This is a genomic window from Agarilytica rhodophyticola (assembly GCF_002157225.2).
In the GTDB taxonomy this organism is placed as follows: Bacteria; Pseudomonadota; Gammaproteobacteria; order Pseudomonadales; family Cellvibrionaceae; genus Agarilytica; species Agarilytica rhodophyticola.
This window is the reverse complement of sequence record NZ_CP020038.1, coordinates 5,241,461-5,259,200: the sequence shown is the minus strand read 5'-3', so window position 1 is coordinate 5,259,200 and position 17,740 is coordinate 5,241,461. Positions and strand designations below refer to the sequence as shown.

16 protein-coding genes are annotated in these 17,740 nt (G+C 41.6%); 11 read left to right on the top strand and 5 right to left on the bottom strand.

Annotated features, from left to right (window positions below):
• Window positions 1-2: 2 nt before the first annotated feature.
• Window positions 3-359, bottom strand: coding sequence for an arsenate reductase (glutaredoxin) (arsC, locus tag BVC89_RS21905; RefSeq protein ID WP_086933247.1), 357 nt, complete (start codon window positions 357-359; stop codon window positions 3-5).
• Window positions 360-677: 318 nt separating this feature from the next.
• Here arsC and BVC89_RS21900 point away from each other — a divergent pair, with 318 nt between their 5' ends.
• The 6 genes from BVC89_RS21900 to BVC89_RS21875 all read left to right on the top strand — a co-directional run bounded on the left by BVC89_RS21900 (window position 678) and on the right by BVC89_RS21875 (window position 7,744).
• The gene (locus tag BVC89_RS21900) at window positions 678-1,361 is read left to right on the top strand and encodes a PspA/IM30 family protein (protein WP_086933246.1); all 684 of its coding nucleotides are present in this window, start codon (window positions 678-680) and stop codon (window positions 1,359-1,361) included.
• On the top strand, window positions 1,348-2,661 hold the full coding sequence (locus tag BVC89_RS21895) for a hypothetical protein (RefSeq protein ID WP_086933245.1): 1,314 nt from the start codon (window positions 1,348-1,350) through the stop codon (window positions 2,659-2,661). Before BVC89_RS21900 ends, BVC89_RS21895 begins: the two co-directional genes overlap by 14 nt.
• An 88-nt stretch (window positions 2,662-2,749) precedes the next feature.
• Window positions 2,750-4,471 carry a DUF4153 domain-containing protein gene (locus BVC89_RS21890; RefSeq protein ID WP_086933244.1) on the top strand — a complete coding sequence of 574 codons (1,722 nt, stop codon included), beginning with the start codon at window positions 2,750-2,752 and terminating at the stop codon, window positions 4,469-4,471.
• A 147-nt stretch (window positions 4,472-4,618) separates the two neighbouring features.
• Entirely contained in the window at window positions 4,619-5,845 is a 1,227-nt protein-coding gene (locus tag BVC89_RS21885; RefSeq protein WP_086933243.1) for a YihY family inner membrane protein, read from the top strand.
• A 168-nt stretch (window positions 5,846-6,013) separates the two neighbouring features.
• Entirely contained in the window at window positions 6,014-6,379 is a 366-nt protein-coding gene (locus BVC89_RS21880; protein ID WP_086933242.1) for a response regulator, read from the top strand.
• 117 nt (window positions 6,380-6,496) lie between these two features.
• Window positions 6,497-7,744: a valine--pyruvate transaminase gene (locus BVC89_RS21875; protein ID WP_086933241.1), complete on the top strand. Its 1,248-nt coding sequence runs from the start codon at window positions 6,497-6,499 to the stop codon at window positions 7,742-7,744.
• A 28-nt stretch (window positions 7,745-7,772) separates the two neighbouring features.
• On the opposite strand, the gene BVC89_RS21870 is transcribed toward BVC89_RS21875, so the two are convergent.
• Both BVC89_RS21870 and BVC89_RS21865 read right to left on the bottom strand, forming a co-directional pair.
• On the bottom strand, window positions 7,773-8,387 hold the full coding sequence (locus tag BVC89_RS21870) for a lytic transglycosylase domain-containing protein (protein WP_245929189.1): 615 nt from the start codon (window positions 8,385-8,387) through the stop codon (window positions 7,773-7,775).
• A 3-nt stretch (window positions 8,388-8,390) separates the two neighbouring features.
• Window positions 8,391-10,106, bottom strand: a complete 1,716-nt coding sequence (locus BVC89_RS21865; RefSeq protein WP_086933240.1) for a proline--tRNA ligase — start codon at window positions 10,104-10,106, stop codon at window positions 8,391-8,393.
• A gap of 206 nt (window positions 10,107-10,312) precedes the next feature.
• Between BVC89_RS21865 and BVC89_RS21860 the strand changes: the two genes are divergently transcribed.
• Window positions 10,313-10,783: an HIT domain-containing protein gene (locus tag BVC89_RS21860; RefSeq protein WP_086933239.1), complete on the top strand. Its 471-nt coding sequence runs from the start codon at window positions 10,313-10,315 to the stop codon at window positions 10,781-10,783.
• A gap of 125 nt (window positions 10,784-10,908) precedes the next feature.
• Here BVC89_RS21860 and BVC89_RS21855 read toward each other — a convergent pair whose 3' ends face one another.
• Together BVC89_RS21855 and BVC89_RS21850 are read right to left on the bottom strand one after the other, a co-directional pair.
• Entirely contained in the window at window positions 10,909-11,796 is an 888-nt protein-coding gene (locus BVC89_RS21855; protein WP_086933238.1) for a hypothetical protein, read from the bottom strand.
• A gap of 252 nt (window positions 11,797-12,048) precedes the next feature.
• Complete coding sequence (locus tag BVC89_RS21850; RefSeq protein ID WP_086933237.1) at window positions 12,049-12,480, bottom strand: HU family DNA-binding protein; 432 nt, start codon at window positions 12,478-12,480, stop codon at window positions 12,049-12,051.
• Window positions 12,481-13,363: 883 nt separating this feature from the next.
• Here BVC89_RS21850 and BVC89_RS21845 point away from each other — a divergent pair.
• The 4 genes from BVC89_RS21845 (at window position 13,364) to alr (ending at window position 17,736) form a co-directional block, all read left to right on the top strand.
• Window positions 13,364-13,681, top strand: coding sequence for an FmdB family zinc ribbon protein (locus BVC89_RS21845; protein WP_086933236.1), 318 nt, complete (start codon window positions 13,364-13,366; stop codon window positions 13,679-13,681).
• Between the two features lie 24 nt (window positions 13,682-13,705).
• A complete protein-coding gene (gene aspS / locus BVC89_RS21840; RefSeq protein ID WP_086933235.1) occupies window positions 13,706-15,496 on the top strand; it encodes an aspartate--tRNA ligase in 1,791 nt (596 codons plus the stop codon).
• A gap of 100 nt (window positions 15,497-15,596) precedes the next feature.
• The gene (locus BVC89_RS21835; RefSeq protein ID WP_086933234.1) at window positions 15,597-16,343 is read left to right on the top strand and encodes a YebC/PmpR family DNA-binding transcriptional regulator; all 747 of its coding nucleotides are present in this window, start codon (window positions 15,597-15,599) and stop codon (window positions 16,341-16,343) included.
• Between the two features lie 277 nt (window positions 16,344-16,620).
• Window positions 16,621-17,736, top strand: coding sequence for an alanine racemase (alr, locus tag BVC89_RS21830; RefSeq protein WP_086933233.1), 1,116 nt, complete (start codon window positions 16,621-16,623; stop codon window positions 17,734-17,736).
• Window positions 17,737-17,740: the final 4 nt, after the last annotated feature.

Genomic DNA, 17,740 nt, shown 5'->3' with positions numbered 1-17,740 from the left:
CCTTATTTTAAAAGTGCGAGCACATTTTCCGGAGGGCGGCCCACTATGGCTTGTTTTTCGTTGGTCACAATTGGACGCTCGATTAACTTGGGGTTAGCGACCATGGTTTCAATGAGCTGTTGTTCAGAAAGATTTTTATTCGCTAAGCCGAGACTTTTATACACATCCTCTTTCACCCGCACAATCTCATGTGCTGATTTACCCAATTGTTGCAGTAGCTCGCTTAATTCTTTCTCGGACGGAGGAGTCTCGAGATATAAAACAATCTCAGGACTGACGCCATGCTCCTCTATTAACGCTAAAGTCTGACGAGATTTTGAACAGCGGGGGTTGTGATATATACGCAAAGTGTCGCTCATACGGATGACGGCCTTAATGTGTGTCTTTGTAAAATTGGCTAATTGTACCGTCACCTGGGCTTGGGGAGAACCTCTAATAGCTAGTGAAACTATTAAGTGACAAATGAGTAGTTTTGTTATCTTCTAGACTTGCCCTTAGGTCGGAAAAGTTGATATGAGGAGTACTGTAACATCTTACTTAGGCGTAAAAAGTGTTACCCCTTATCACTTAAAGCATTGTTATATGCAACTTTTTTAACACTCCTTATTTCTCGTTGCACCCGAACCAAGGTCTATCTAGTTTTAGCCACAACTTTGTTAAAAATAGAGGGTGCAGTAATGAGAGTTAGGCGATTAGTGGCGTCTATTGGGGCGTCTTTCGACGAGTTTGTTACCAAGATGGAAAATCATGAAGCTTTAGCTACCAGTATGATTAATGATATGCATAAGCACGCGGCTCAAGCGCATACAGAAAAGCGGCGAGTAGAGCAGCGTTGTCAAAAGCTAGTTGATGAAAGAGACTCAATTGACCAGGAGATTGCCCGTTGGAGACTGCGAGCTAAGTCCTGTATGGAAACAAATGAATACAAGGCTTTGGAATGTTTAAAGCAGGCAAAGGTATATGAGAAACGCAGACAAAGTATTGAGCTTCAATATCAAAAAGCTGAGCAATTACGAGATAAACTGGTAGCTAATCTGCAAGAAATAGAAAGCAAAATGGAACACCTGGAAACACGGCGTGCAATGTTATCTTCGCGAGAGGCTAAAGCACATGCTGTTAATACGTTTAATACTGTTAGTGCTGTTGAAAGTGAGGAGATCTTCGATCGCTGGGAGCGAGAAATTATGAGTAGTGAATATAAACAACCTAATATTTACTCTCAAAACGATATGGACGGTTTAGATAAAGATCTTTCTAAAGAATTTCAAACCCAGGAGCAAGAGGAAGATCTCAAACGAGAACTTGCTCTACTTAAAGAAGAGCATAAAAACGATGGGGGTGAATGTCATGGCGATAAGTAATCATATTGGCTCGAAGTTAAACCTACATCAACTTGAAAATGATACCCAGCCGCAGGTGGAGGATATCGCCCCACAAACCCGTGTAGCGACTCTCTTTCGTCAAGTAGGCATTATTGCTGTTGTGCTTTCTGCTGTTATTTATATGTTGCAGGGCTTTGATAATGTCAGTTTAGACTTCCGCCAATGGACATGGCCTCTTTTGATGATTGTAATGGGTATTGGTGGTGTAGTATGTCGCAGTTTTTTCGACGATGTGAAAAGTGCACGGATATTTTTTATTTTATCTGCGGCCTTGGTCAGTGTGCAATTTTCCCAGTTGGGAGGGATGTTACATGAGATATTTCACAAGGATATTTTATTATTGTCTCAATCGTGGTTGTCCGCTTTATCTGGCAACATCATATTGATGACGAATATCGCTATAAGTTTTGCCTTGTCGATGTTCTTGGCCTATACCTGTTTTTCGATCTTAGTGCGTAAATCTTCGCTGGTGTTAACTAATGCTTTTATGCTGCTCAATATACTCATGCTGTTACCTATGAGAGCTTCCTTTGCCGCCATTGCTGTTGTGCTGGTAATGGTGCTAATAATGGCTTGGTTGCAGAGTAAAATTTTTAACAATAATTCCGCTTTTAAAACACGCGAAGGTATTATCTTACGACTATTAGTTTTACTTCCTTTAATTGTTTCTATGGCTCGTAACAGCTTTCATCTTGATTCAATTACGGGGGTAGGGGTTGCAGGTGTAGCCTTGTCATTTTTTATTATGTACTGTTTGCCTGCATGGTTCTCAGGCCCACTTTTTAAAGAAGTGTGTTTGCGTTTTAGTGCATTGTTAGCTGCATTGAGTTGGTTTTTTGTGGTAGTGAACATATCAAATTCAATAGCTTTAATGTACTTTCTTCCTTTAATAGGGCTGAGCTTTGAATTAAGTCGGCGCTCTACAAAAGATAAGCCGCGGTATCGTGCTATAGGTTCTATATTGTTTACTGGGCTGGCTATATTTACTTGTCTACCAGGTGAAGACCTTTTAGCTGTGACTATTATTTTGATGGCCTCACTTACTTTGCTTAGTGTGGGCGTTATGCTGAATTTTAGGGCGCCTATCTATGCTGGTGTTGTGTGCTCGGTGATAGCTCTTATTACGCTACTGACTTTGTCCCTATCGAGTGTCTCAATTAACATCTGGTTGGCCCTTGCTGTCGGGGGTGGCATATTGGTTTTACTCTCTTCCATTGTGGAAAAATATGGGCGTATAGGGTTTCAGTATTTTAAGCGTGTGAAAGGGTTTGAGTATTGAGTAATATAACCTGCTCATGAAGCCTCCTGTTTAGGCCGCCATAGAAGGTTTAGAGTCAACACAAGACATATGTTAAGGAACTTAGCTAGTGGACAATAACAATCAAGTACCTCATAAATTAATGGCGTTGATTGCCTTAGTGCAGGGGTTTTGCCTTCTGTATCTCCATCAGGCTATAGAACTCGATTTTTGGCCAAATAATAATCCCCAGTGGTTATTTGCTTTCTATAGTATCGCGTTAATTTGGCCGGTGATGTTATTGCTTAGCGTGAGGCCTGATAACATAGCGACGATTGTGAAATACTCGTTACCATTTGCTGTGTTAGCTGGCCTACTTGGCTACTACGTAGGTTCACAAGCTATACCTGTTGACTATATCCGCTATGATTCTCTGCTGTTTAGCTATGCTTTGACCATGGGGTTGGCGACGTTTAAAGCGCTCATGTACATACAGCAAATCGCTGCGGGAGAGCGTATCCATTATGCTGGTTTATTTCTATGGTCGTGGCGAAACTTTCTTACACTAGCGCTTTCGCTACTGTTTGCGGGATGCTTTTGGTTGATATTGCTACTTTGGGGGGCACTATTTAGTGCCATTAATATCGACTTTTTTACGGATTTATTTAGAGAACCTTGGTTCTATTATCCCGCCATTGCTTTGGCACATGGCTTTGGTGTCATTATCTTTCGCAGTCTAAGCCATATCATTGATACCATCACACGTCTGCAACAAGCCTTGATGAAATTTCTACTCATCTTGTTGGTGCTAGTTTCCATATTGTTTCTTTGCGCTTTGCCTTTTTCTGGGCTAGACCCCTTATGGAAAAGCGGTGGCAGTGGGCTGATACTGTGGATGCAGGCATTGATGCTGTTTTTCTTAAATGCTGTGTATCAGGATGATCCGGAACAACGCCCATATACACTTTGGCTACACCGATTTGTTTATCTTGGTGTCGCTCTGTTACCTATATACAGTGCCATAGCGTTTTATGGCTTGAGCTTGCGCGTTGAACAATACGGTTGGAGCCTTGATCGCTGTTACGCCTTTTTGATCTGGCTCTTATTGGCAATTTTCCCACTAGGATACTGGTGGGGGATAGCAAAAGAACGTGACAACTGGGTGCGACAGCTTAGCCGCGTCAATGTTGCTGTTGGGCTTATTGTGCTAGGCGCAATGATATTTATTAATTCCCCTCTGCTAGATTTTCGCAAAATTACGGTTAATGACCAACTCACACGGCTTGAGGATAATTTAATAAGTATCGATGATGTTGATATCCATTATTTTAGACGGCAGCTCGCTAGGCCCGGTTATGAGGCCATACAGGAAATAAAACAGCAATACGCTGCTACTCATCCGGCCCTGGTGTTGCGCATCGACAACATATATCGAGATCAAGATAGTGATCAGCCTGCTGTTAGCGAAGAAGAGTTTATTTCTGCGATAAACTTGCTGGTAGAACAGGCGCCACCTCAACTGTTAAGTAAAATTTATAAAGAAGAAACCCAACATCTGTGGCAGTTGCAACATACCAAAAAATATTATCTGCAGTCCCTCGACTTAGACCAAGACTCACAGCTCGATTATTTACTTGTGTCCGAAAGAGAATACAACTTTGATCTAAAGCTCTACTACATTGAACAACAAGAGTGGAAAAGTATTAATCTTAATTCGATGGGAGGAATTGATAAAGAACACCAATTAGCTTTTATCAACGCACTGAAAGCCGGTGAATTTAAAATCACTCGGCCTAAATGGAATCACCTTGAGATCGATGGTCGAGCGTTTCAGGTTCAGACAAGCCCATAAAGCGTAGCTATAGCTTTTGTTGTACTATTGTGACTAAGATCTGTTAACCCGCTAGGTTAGCAGTAAGCCTTCGACGCTGAGGAACACTTAGATGTGTTGGAGGAATGTTAAAGAGATGCGTTGACTAATAAAAGCTGTGGAACATTTATGAGCTTGCTCAAATCCCAATTACATCATCCATTCTTGTTATCTTTATGGCATTTTATACGTAATCTTGCGTCCGAATTTGCCGATAAAAAGTGTCAGCGTAGTGCTGCGGCTTTAACCTATATGACATTGTTTGCCCTGGTTCCTATGATGACAGTGACCTACTCAATGTTTTCTGTAATTCCCGCTTTTGATGGCGTAGCTGATAGTTTGCAAACCCTTATCTTTCAAAATTTCTTGCCAGAAACAGGCTCTGAAGTGCAAAAGTATCTTGCTGATTTTTCAGCACAGGCACGCAGTCTTACTTTGCCTGGTATTGGCATGTTGGTGGTGACCGCCTATCTGATGCTAACGAATATTGAAAAAACATTTAATACTATCTGGGGGGTTGAGGAAGCACGCAGAGGTCTTTCAAGTTTTTTGCTTTATTGGGCAGTATTAAGTATTGGGCCAATATTTTTGGGCGCGGGCCTGGTGATGAGTACATATCTGCTTTCTTTAAAGTTTGTGGTAGGTGATGTTGATTTGTTACTGGCGGTTGCGCCTATTTTTAGGGTCGTGCCTTTGTTTATGGCCAGTATCGCTTTCACGTTACTATTTGCTGCAGTGCCTAACTGTCGGGTACCTCTTAGATATGCTGTTATAGGTGGTATTGCAACTGCAATTTGTTTTGAACTGGCAAAATTTGGCTTTGCTACTTTTGTTGCCAACTCCACTTTTCAGCTAATTTATGGTGCTTTTGCAGTGGTGCCCTTATTTTTATTATGGATCAACTTTTTATGGATGATAATTTTGCTAGGTGCTGTATTTGTAAGAACCTTGGCCGAGAAAAAATATTATGTGGGAGGTTATCAACAAGCAGATATTGTTGCGGTACTGCTTTGTTTGGGAATATTCAAAGAAAAGGCAAAAACAGGTGACTCGGTTGATGATAAGGATTGTATTGCAGCAGGAATAGGCCTCGTACACTGGCAAAGTTTGCGGTCGTTAATGGTAAAAAATAAGTGGATTACAGTGACAGATACGGGGAGCTATGCCTTGGTAAGAGACCTGAGACAAATTACTGTATGGGATATTGCTAAGGTGACACAAACACCTTCTGGTCTCACTCTAAAGCAAGATGATCTGCAATATTCCTGGTTTAATAAGCTTTATAATGTCCAGCACAGCATTAATACTCATGCGCAAGAAGCCATGAATATTTCGGTCGATGACATACTTAAGTGAGCTAAGTGGTTAGATCAATTAGTAGTAAGAGTGCTTCTTCTTTGTTCTTAGTTCCCAGTTGCATGTAAAAACCTTATTAAGATAATAATCTTTTTATGGTCAAAACAGGCAGGTTCACCGAGTCTGGCTATAATCATAAAAGAAGATGACAAGAGCAACATTGAATTCATGGCCACACCACTACTGATTTGTGATGATTCCAATATGGCACGTAAACAAGTCGCACGTGCCTTACCTGATTCTTGGGATGTCGATATTACGTTCGCGACCAACGGTCTTGAAGGTATTGATGCCATCCGACAAGGGAAGGGTGAAATGGTATTCCTGGATCTAACCATGCCTGGAATGGATGGCTATGGCGTTCTTGAACACGTAAAGAGTGAAAACTTGAAATGCATCGTTATCGTCATCTCCGGTGATATACAGCCAGAAGCCCGCGATAGGGTTAAGTCCTTAGGTGCTTTAGATTTTATTAAGAAGCCCGTCAATAAAGAAAAACTGCAAGATGTTTTAGCAAGTTATGGCCTGTTATAAGTAAGAGACCGTAACACACAGCAAAATAGCCGATTTTATTAGGTCAATTTATATTTAATTAGCTCTATAGCCTGTATCATGCCTGCAGCATTGTTAATAGCGAGGTGAATACGGGTTATGAAGCTGTCTCAATTTGGTCAAAAACTCACAAGTCAATCGGGCATCGTTAGTTTGATGGAAGATCTTGGCCATGCTTTAAATGTGAATCCAGAACTGTTGTTTTTAGGTGGCGGTAATCCTGCCCGTATCCCTGAATTTGAGGCAGAAGTAGCAAAACACCTAGCGGGAATTATTGATAAGCCTGACGGTATTAATAAACTGGTAGGGGTTTATCAATCGCCTAAGGGATCAGAAGTTTTTATTGAAGCTTTAGTATCCTATATTCGCAAACAGCTAGGTTGGAATATTTCTGCGGCAAATGTTGCCACCACCAATGGTAGTCAATCGGCTTTTTTTATTTTGCTCAATATTCTCGCAGGTAGGCAAGAAGGCGATAGTGTTGCTAAAAAAATCGTCTTCCCGATGATGCCTGAATATTTAGGGTACTCGGATCAGACTAGTGAGCATGAGTTGTTTCGGAGTTTTCTCCCTCATATCGAACATATCGATGCGACTCGCTTTAAATATAAGGTGGATTTTAATGCGCTAGCCCTTAATGAACAGGATGCGGCTTTGTGTGTCTCGCGACCGACCAACCCTACGGGTAATGTTTTAACCAATGAGGAACTGCTACGCCTGAGTAGTATTGCAAAACAACAGGGCGTTCCTTTTATTATTGATTGTGCCTATGGCGACCCTTTTCCCGGTATGGTGTATAACCGTGAACATATTCATTTTGATTCAGATAATCTTTACGTGATTAGCTGCTCAAAACTCGGTATGCCGGGAGTGAGAGCTGGAATTATTATTGGCCCAGAACAGATTATTGAGAAAGTTGTCAATGTTAATACAGTCATGAGTTTGGCTAATGGTAATCTTGGTCCTTGCCTGATGACATCGCTTATTAATAATGGTGATCTTGTAGGGTTATGCCAAAACACTTTGCAGCCGTTTTATCGCTCTCGACGCGACTTTGCCGTTTCTTGTGTCGACAAGTACTTTGCCGGTTTGCCTTACTTATTGCACCAGCCGGAGGGCGCTTTTTTTCTTTGGCTATGGTTTCCTAAATTGTCTATATCATCTACTGAACTTTATGAGAGGATGAAGAAGAAGGGGGTGCTGATTATGGATGGTTCTCACTTTTTCTTTGGTATAGACGAGGGCTGGAATCATGCTCAGCAATGTATTCGGCTCACATATTGCCAAAGTGAACAAGTTATCGATGAAGGTATACGTTTAATTGCTGAGGAGTTAAAAAACCTTTAGGCCTTATTTAAAGTACTGAATGCATGACCTAGCGCCAGTATTTTTGCCAGGCCACTAGAACTTTTTCAGGATACCAGTACTTGCCATAGCTACCATTATAGCGGGCCAGAGCTTCTTTCCAGTCGCCTTTGGCTCGATCTAGATAGTGTTTAAGTATGGTACAGCCATATTTAAGATTAGTTTTTAGGTCCATTAAATTATCACTTTCTCGGCCTATCTCTTTCTTCCAAAAGGGCATGACTTGCATCATACCTTGCGCACCGACCGATGATACTGCGTAGCGATCGAAGCGGCTTTCTATTTGAATAACAGCCAAAATAAATTCCGGTGGTATATCTACCATTTTGGCTGCTCGATGTATTTCCTTGAGCATGTTCAGCCGCTCATCGTGATCTTTAACAAACCTTTGTAACACCTGAGATTTTTGCACTAGCCAAACTTCAGCATCAAAGCGATCTTCAAAACTATCTGCTTGAGCCACAATGGATTTAAGTTTTTTACGCAACTCATCATCTACATGTGGCTTAATGTTACGCGACGGCGTTTGTGCATAAACCTGAGCTGAGAAAAACACCCAGCTCAGCAGCAGTGCCATCGCGAGCTGACATGTCATCACAATCCGATAGGATGTCAAAATAATCATGACCTAGGTGTGTTGCTCACTGATAAAACTGACAATGTCTGCCACGGCTATATCTTGGCTATCTTTGTCTCTGCGGCCTTTATATTCTACTCTGTTATCTTTCAAGCCCCGGTCTCCTACGACTACGCGATGGGGAATTCCCATAAGTTCAACATCCGCTAGCATAGCACCTAGACGTGCTTTATGTTCATCCATCAATAAAACATCGAAGCCTTGTGCAGTAAGTTCTGAGTAAATTCGTTCACATTCATCTTTTACCGCATCAGACTTGTGTAAGTTGATGGGGACAATGGCGATATTAAATGGCGTAATACTATCGGGCCAGATAATACCGTTGTCATCACTGTTCTGTTCGATAGCAGAAGCGACAATGCGGGTAATACCAATACCGTAACAGCCCATTGTCATAATTCTTTCTTTGCCATTCTCATCCAGAATAGTGGCGTTCATTGCTTCTGAATACTTACTTCCCAACTGGAATATATGACCAACTTCTATACCTCGCTTTATTTCTAAAGTGCCCTTACCGCACGGGCTTGGGTCGCCAATTACGACGTTTCTAATATCCTCTACTCGAATACTATCGGAGTTCCAGTTGGCATTTATAAAGTGGAAGCCGGTTTTGTTAGCGCCACACGTAAAATTCACCAAGGCAGCAGCAGATCTGTCGACTATTGTGGTAATGTTTAAATCAATAGGCCCTAAAGATCCTACTTCTGCACCAAGTTCATTTTTAATACGCTCTTCATCAGCAAACACCATCGGCTCTGCAATGACATCCAATTTGCTAGCTTTGATATCATTGAGAGTGTGGTCACCACGCAATACTAAAGCCACCAAAGGTGGGGTTTCTCCCTCTTCAGCACAGCCCAAGACAATGAGTGTTTTGACACTTTGTTGTGCGGGAATATCAAGAAAATTACTGATATCTTCAATGGTTTTTTGATTAGGCGTTGCCACTTCTTCAAGGCACTTCTTCTCATCTGCCTGAGACTCTGGCGCAATAGCTTCAGCTAATTCAATATTTGCCGCATATTCACTTTCTGTACTAAAGGCGATGTCATCCTCTCCGCTTTCAGCCAGTACGTGAAATTCGTGTGACGCAGAACCGCCGATAGAACCTGTGTCTGCTAATACCGGCCGAAAATCTAATCCGATACGTTTAAAGATATTGCAGTAAGTTTGATGCATGACATCGTAGGTTTCCTGCAAAGACTCTTGGCTGGCGTGAAAGGAATAGGCATCTTTCATAATGAATTCACGCGAGCGCATTACGCCAAAACGAGGTCTTACCTCATCGCGAAACTTAGTCTGTATTTGGTAAAAATTTACGGGTAATTGCTTATAGCTGCTAATTTCATTTCTTATTAAGTCGGTAATCACTTCTTCATGTGTTGGGCCAAGACAAAAATCTCGTTGATGCCTATCGGCTATACGCAATAATTCGGGCCCATATTGCGCCCAACGACCAGATTCTTGCCAAAGCTCAGCCGGCTGCACCACTGGCATCAGTAGCTCCATAGCGCCGGACTTATTCATCTCTTCTCGTACAATATTTTCTACTTTGCGCAGTATTCTCAAGCCCAGTGGCAGCCAGTTATAGAGGCCTGAAGCCATCTTCCTTATTAATCCTGCTCGCAGCATTAGTTGATGGCTGATCACCTCAGCGTCTGAAGGTGTTTCTTTTTGTGTGGCAATGAGAAATTGACTTGCGCGCATGGGAACCCTTTGAGTATGCAGAAATCTATTAATATATTAAAAAACTTATAATATTGACCAGCTTGCTTGTAGTTTCTCAGTGGCCCCAATATATTGTATGAGGCCAGCTTGATAATATACGTCTAACTGGTAACCCGAAAGCAACGCTGAGCATTGTCTCGGTAAAGCGCCTATTCTACGGGTGAAGAATCAATTGAGGAATACTTATGTTCGAACTTCATGAACAACTGAAAAAAGAGACCGTCGTAGTTGGTCAATTTAGGTTAAGTCTTGTGCTCCTCCATAAAGATGCGAATTATCCCTGGCTCATATTGGTGCCAAAAAGACCCAATATCCGAGAGATTCACCATCTTGCGCAACAAGATCAAGCTCAATTAATTCGCGAATCCTCCCATTTATCTGAAGTTATGACGTCTATATTTGCGCCAACAACGATGAACATTGCAGCACTGGGTAATCTTGTACCACAACTACATGTGCATCACGTTGCTCGTTTTGAAGATGATGTAGCATGGCCAAAAGCTATTTGGGGTTATTCTGGCGAATCAAAATCTTATAGCGATGAGTTGCTTAGCGAACGCTTGAATCGATTGCATTCTTCCCTTGTTGGGGAAGATTTCCAAGCAGATTGTCAGCTAGATAAAAATGACTCGTCGGCGGCGAGTTTTTCACCTTAAGGTTTATCATTTTAGGCAAAAAGCCTTTGCCACGAGCGTATGATATTAATATTGCCACACCGAATTAGTTTTAAACGATAACCTTACTAACCCGGCATTTCATTAAGCCGGGTTAACAACACGACTTACTTATTTTTAAACCAATTACTTAATCCTTTAAATTGGTTAACAATAGTCTCTGCTGTTTCTTTGGCGAGATCTTGATATTCCTGAAGGGGATCGGCATTATCATTTACTGAATTAAAGTTTTCAGGCACGAATGCGAAAAAGTGTCCTGAAGAACTTTCTACCCCGTTGGAGATAATAATAGCTTTTCGCTCCGGGTTATTTACTGAGAATTTAGCTACGACATTAATATCAATGGGAGTTTCTCGATTTTCATCGGGAATCATTTGTGCACCAGCGTTGAGTGAGCCAACTATAATATCCATATTTAAGTGTTTGGAGATAACTTCACATATCTTAGATACGGGAATATGAGTACCGTTTTTAGCTAACTGATTAAAGTAATCCTGTAAGGTGAACGAGCTGTCATTTTGTTTGTTAAAATACCTTGTTCGTTGGTCCGGGATATCGACATTTTCTATCCAGTCCTTTTGATCCATTGTTAAATTATCTCTTGCATACTCCCAGTCGATAGCTTGGCGCTTGATTGGCGCTTTATCGATGGTATTGTCCTCGCTAGAGCATGCTTCCCAGCTATTAGCTTTCCATGTGAGAGCGCTTTGCTGCAGCGCATTGAAGAAACAATTCCCGTCTAGTCTAACATTGGCCAACTTTCCGACTAAAAATATAGGGTTGTCGACCGTCCCGATATTGATTCTGACTTTTGCAGACAGAGGTTTATCTAATTGGGGCCGCTGGACTAGGCTGCTGCTGGCTGAGGGGAAAGCCGGTGTGCGGGTTGTGGTTGATCTCTGCCAATTTGTTGCCGCTACAGGCGTGTAGGCAATATTATTTGTTCTAGCCGATTCTTGTCTGGCTTTCCAGGCCGCAAGCCTACCTGCACCCATATGACATACCTATTTAACATAATTTTTAAAGTGTATTTTTTAGTGAGTATGTATCGAATAGGTAGAGGTTCGTTTTTTTACACCAGTAGTGAATTAGATTATTCGAACATTAGAAAAGAGTGTGATCGTTTGCTTTTTGGTTACTGACAAAACTACTTTATTATTGAAGCTTCGACACTGGTTTGTGTCAAGGAGAGTGAGGTTAGGATAAAAACGGCCCGAACAGGCCGTTTTGGACAGACTTTTAGGAGATTACTCAGCCATTTCTTTGAGCTTTTTCAATGGACGAATTTTAACAGCAATGCTAGCTGGTTTGGCAGCAAATGTTGTTTCTTCACCAGTGAATGGGTTGATACCTTTACGTGCTTTACGCGCTGGTTTTTTCACAGTAACAATCTTAAATAGACCTGGCATTACGAATTCGCCACAACCTCTTTTCATAACGTGGGCTTCGATAATGTCAGTTAGCTCGTCTAAAACCGACGATACTTGCTTACGCGACAACTCGGTAGATTCGGAAATCTGGTTTAACATCTGAGTCTTAGAAAAACGTTCTTTTACTGCCTTAACCTTTTTAGCTGGAGCCGCTTTAGCAGCAGCCTTTGCAGCAGTTTTTCGAACAGGAGCTTTTTTTGCTACTTTTTTTGCAGCAGCTTTCTTTGCAGTTGTTTTACGTGCAGCCATGTATATGCCTCTATTACCTTATTTTACTTTGTTTTTTAACTTGTTTTAATCCGTGTCAACAAGTAATACTGTAGAAGTGACGGCGGTTAATTGTGTGACTCTCGTGGTTACTTTCACGGGTGACCATGAGTGACTTTCGGTTTTTTACTTCAGTCGAGCGTATATATAGTGTATTCCGGGTTTATAGGCAACTAAAAAACACTATAAATACAGAGTTTTTTGTTTATTTGATTAAAAATAGCGCATAAACTTCGAGAATTGTGAATAAATTACCGTTGAGAGTCATAAATATCCCTTAAATATAGTGTATTTGATTCCCCGATATTTTCCCATTTTCGGACAAAAAAAAATGCCAACAGTGAAGTTTTTGTAAGGGGATTTTGTCACATATACGAAAATAAGGATGAATAATTCATGCATATCGATTAAAGATTGTTGCTTGAGCTTGCCCACACTTAATTTACCTCTTTATAGATACCATCATTGGAATAAGAGGGGAGCGGAAAATGATGAAAGTGGAACAAGCTTTGAACATGAGGATATGTTAGTTGGGACTTTGTGAGGTTCTTTGACTAGAAGCAACTAACTAGGAATTGTCTTAATTGAAAAAGTGCATGAAAGACGATGTGGAGCAGTTGGACTGGACGTAAGCTAGTAAGTCATGCATGAATTCTATCGAATATTGGACTTTGAGAGGGTTAACGCATATTAATCGGGATTTGTTTTGGTTCAGTGCCTTCATGATCGCATATTGCTAGGGTATAATGCCGCGCTTTTTTCAATCAGGAGTTTGACAGCCTGGCTTTTTGATTGAGCTAAAGGCTCTTTTTTATTGGGCTAAAGGCTCTTTGACCAGGCTAAGTAGTTGTTTTTGAGGTGTGCTATGCCAATTTACGAGTATAAATGTGAACATTGTGGGCACGAGTTTGAAGCTCTCCAAAAGATGAGCGATGAACCGCTACTGCAATGCCCAAAGTGCAAAAATGAGGCATTGAAAAAGAAAGTATCTGCGGCAGCCTTTCGCCTTAAAGGTGGCGGTTGGTATGAGACTGATTTTAAGTCAGGTAATAAGAAAAACTTAGTGTCTGGTGATAAACCCGCAGAGACAAGTGCAAAAAAAGAAGGCACATCAAGTACTGATAGTAATGCTACAAAAGCAACCAGTGCAGGTGCAACAAGTAAAAAAACTGAATCATCCTAATTAATATACCGAAGGAATTTTGATATGCGCAGCGTCTATTGTGGTGCTTTAAACGCTTCCAACATCGATCAAGAAGTCAGTTTATGCGGTTGGGTAGATCGCCGTCGTGACCATGGTGGCGTAATTTTTATCGATCTGCGCGATCGCGACGGGATAGTGCAGGTCGTATTTGATCCTGATGGGGAAGAAAACTTTGCTCTAGCAGACAAGGTTCGTACAGAATATGTGTTGTCGGTTAAAGGGCGAGTGCGTGCTAGATCAGAAGCCACCGTTAATCCTAATATGGCTACCGGTGAAGTAGAGGTTTATGGTACTGAACTGGAAATTCTAAATGTTTCTGAGACCCCCCCGTTTCAGCTGGACTCTCACACTAACGTAGGCGAAGACGTCCGCTTAACATATCGATATCTCGATTTAAGAAGAGAAAAAATGCAAGAAAACTTGCGTTTTCGCTCAAAAGTTACCTCTGCCGTAAGAAATTTTCTCGATGACAATGATTTTCTTGATATCGAGACGCCAATCCTCACCCGAGCCACACCAGAAGGAGCGCGTGATTATTTAGTGCCTTCACGCACACATGAAAATTGTTTTTTTGCGCTTCCTCAATCGCCGCAATTGTTTAAACAACTATTAATGGTTTCGGGTTTTGACCGTTATTACCAAATTGCCAAATGTTTTCGCGACGAAGATTTGCGAGCCGATCGTCAGCCTGAATTTACTCAAATAGATATCGAGACATCTTTTCTTAACGAAGATGAGATTATGTCTATCACTGAGGGGATGGTGCGTAAAATCTTCCTGGATTTAAAAGGCGTGGATTTAGGCGATTTTCCTCGTATGCCATACTCTGAGGCTATGGAGAAATATGGATCTGATAAACCGGATCTAAGAATTCCTTTGCAACTGACTGAAATTAAAGATTTGATGCAAGATGTGGAATTCAAAGTATTTGCAGGTCCCGCAAAAGATCCGAAAGGGCGTGTAACAGCTTTGCGAGTACCTAAAGGGGCAGAAATTCCTCGTAAAAAAGTGGATGCCTATGGCAAGTTTGTCAGTATTTATGGTGCTAGAGGCTTGGCCTATATTAAGGTCAATGATAAATCGGATATAGAGAATGGCTTGCAGTCCCCCATTATTAAGCATTTGCCAGCAGAAGTCGTTCAAGCAGTGTTAGATCGGGTCGAAGCAGAGAATGGAGATTTAATTTTCTTTGGTGCCGATAGTGCCAAAGTGGTTTCTGAGGCACTCGGTGCTTTGCGTTGTAAATTAGGAGAAGATCTTAATTTGTATACCTGTGAGTGGGCACCACTTTGGGTAGTTGATTTTCCAATGTTTGAAGAAGCAGGCTCTGGTTTGACAGCTTTGCATCACCCTTTTACTGCGCCTTCTTGTAGTGCTCAAGAACTCAAAGATAATCCTGAGACTGCGTTATCTCGCGCGTATGATATGGTGCTTAACGGTACTGAACTTGGCGGAGGTTCAATTCGTATTCATCGCCAGGAAATGCAGCAAACTGTGTTCGATGTTTTGGGAATTGGCGAACAAGAACAGCGTGAGAAATTTGGTTTCTTGCTCGATGCTTTAAAATACGGTGCCCCTCCACATGGTGGGCTTGCTTTCGGTCTGGATCGTCTTATTATGTTGATGACCGACTCAGAGTCGATTCGTGATGTTATTGCATTCCCGAAAACGCAAACGGCGGCATGTGTTATGACCGATGCCCCAGGAGCTGTTGATAAGCAGCAGCTTGACGAGCTGCACATCCGTTTAAAGTCCAAAGTATCCGAAGTAAAGCCATCTGCTGATTCTGAGTAATAGTAGGCTTAATTTAATATACATTTTGACGATCTTTGGGAAAGGCCGGAAGCCTTTTCCAAACAAGACATAACTCAATAATACGACAAGGTGGTGAATGATGGCTGGCCATAGTAAATGGGCAAACACCAAGCATCGTAAAGCCGCGCAGGACTCAAAGCGCGCTAAAATTTTTACTAAGATTATTCGTGAGCTTACTGTGGCTGCAAAAGCTGGTGGTAATCCTGATGATAATCCTAAATTGCGTGCAGTGATTGATAAGGCCCTGGGCGCAAATATGAAACGCGACACCATTGATAAAGCCATAGCTCGCGGTGCTGGCGATACCGATGGCGATAACTACGATGAGATCGTGTATGAAGGTTACGGTGTAGGTGGTGTTGCTATATTGGTTGAATGTTTAACTGATAATCGTAATCGTACGGTTTCTGAGGTGCGACATGCTTTTAGTAAGCGCGGTGGTAATTTAGGAACGGATGGTTCTGTTGCGTATTTATTTGAGAAAAAAGGACAAATATTTTTTGCTCCTGGCGCAGATGAAGAGCAAATAATGGAAGCTGCTTTAGAGTGCGGTGCTGAGGATGTGGAAGGTAAGGAAGACGGATCAGTGGAAGTTATCACCGCGTTTGAAGACTATCTAAATGTAAAAGATGCTCTGATAACAAGTGGCTTGGAACCTTCGAACTCGGAAATAAGTATGATTGCATCAACAATGATACCTATTACCACAGTAAGTGATGCAGAAAAAACGATTGCTTTAGTGGATATGCTTGAAGATTTAGATGATGTACAAGCTGTACATACTAATGCAGATATTTCTGAAGATATTTTGTCGCAGCTTAGCTAGAACGATCTTTTAGCACGAGTTGCTTCTGTGTTAGCCCATCTCATTCGATTTGTGTAGACAAGTTTTGTAATAATAAAAAGGCGCCCCAAAAGGGGCGTTTTTTTATGATCTGAATATGAGTCTTATCTATATTTATTACGAACGACAAGACGATGTTAACGAAGTTTAGAGTTAACAGCTTCGCTTATTGTGTTTAAACTTATGGAAAATTAAGCGACAGGTAGCCTAGTTGTCTTAAAATGTACTATAGCAATCGAAATATTCTCGGTAACAATTTATGGCTTATCCAACAGGTGAACTGTCTGTAGACCTAAGAGCTATTGCAGACAATTGGCGTTATATTGCCGGCAAACTCCATACAGATACTCATTGCGGTGCAGTAGTAAAAGCGAATGCCTATGGTCTTGGTGTCGACCGTATTGCTCCTAAAATATATGAAGCAGGCTGCCGCAATTTTTTTGTCGCTAATTTGAAAGAGGCAATACAACTACAATCCTTGTTGGGGCCAGATGCGCTTATATTTGTGCTTTCAGGATGCATTGCCGGTGCTGAAGAAACGTTTGTCGAACGTAATATCATTCCTGTTATTGTTTCCTACAGCATGTTAACGCGCTGGGTTACTGCCCTTAGAAAACTCGGTGACAATAGCGCCAATGCTCAGGCAGTACTCAAGGTGGATACAGGTATGGGACGCCTGGGCTTGGAAGCAACAGATTTTAATCGTTTACTAGAAGATGACGTTTTATTTCGCGAGGCAAAAATTACCTACTTGATGAGTCATCTCGCTTGCGCTGACGATACTGATCACAATCTGAATGCTCTGCAAATTGCTCGTTTCAATGATATGTACACCGCATTAAAAGCTAAGGGTTTTGATGTCAAAACTAGCTTAGCAAACTCTGCTGGTATATTTTTAGGTGAACATACCCACGGAGATATTGTAAGGCCCGGCATAGCTTTATACGGTGGTAATCCCGGGCTTAAAATTAATCCCATGCAGCCTGTGGTTGGATTGAGCTTGCCCATTCTTCAAATTCGTCACCTCGTCGCAGGTGAAGCTATTGGCTACGGGGCGACAAGAAGGTTTGATGAGAATCGTGTGATTGCCATCGCAAGTGGTGGCTATGCTGATGGTATTATGCGTAGTTTAGGAAATAAGGGCTGGGGATTTTTAGCTGGCCACAAAGTACCCATTGTTGGCAGAATTTCTATGGACTCAACAATGTTTGATATTACCGATGTGCCAAGTGCTAGTGATATACATGAAGGAGCAGCAATAGAAATTCTTGGTGAAAACGTATCGATTGACGATCTTGCTAGAGCAGCGGGTACTATTAGCTACGAGATTTTGACTTCCTTTGGCGCACGATATCAACGCTGTTATCTTGATTGAGAGT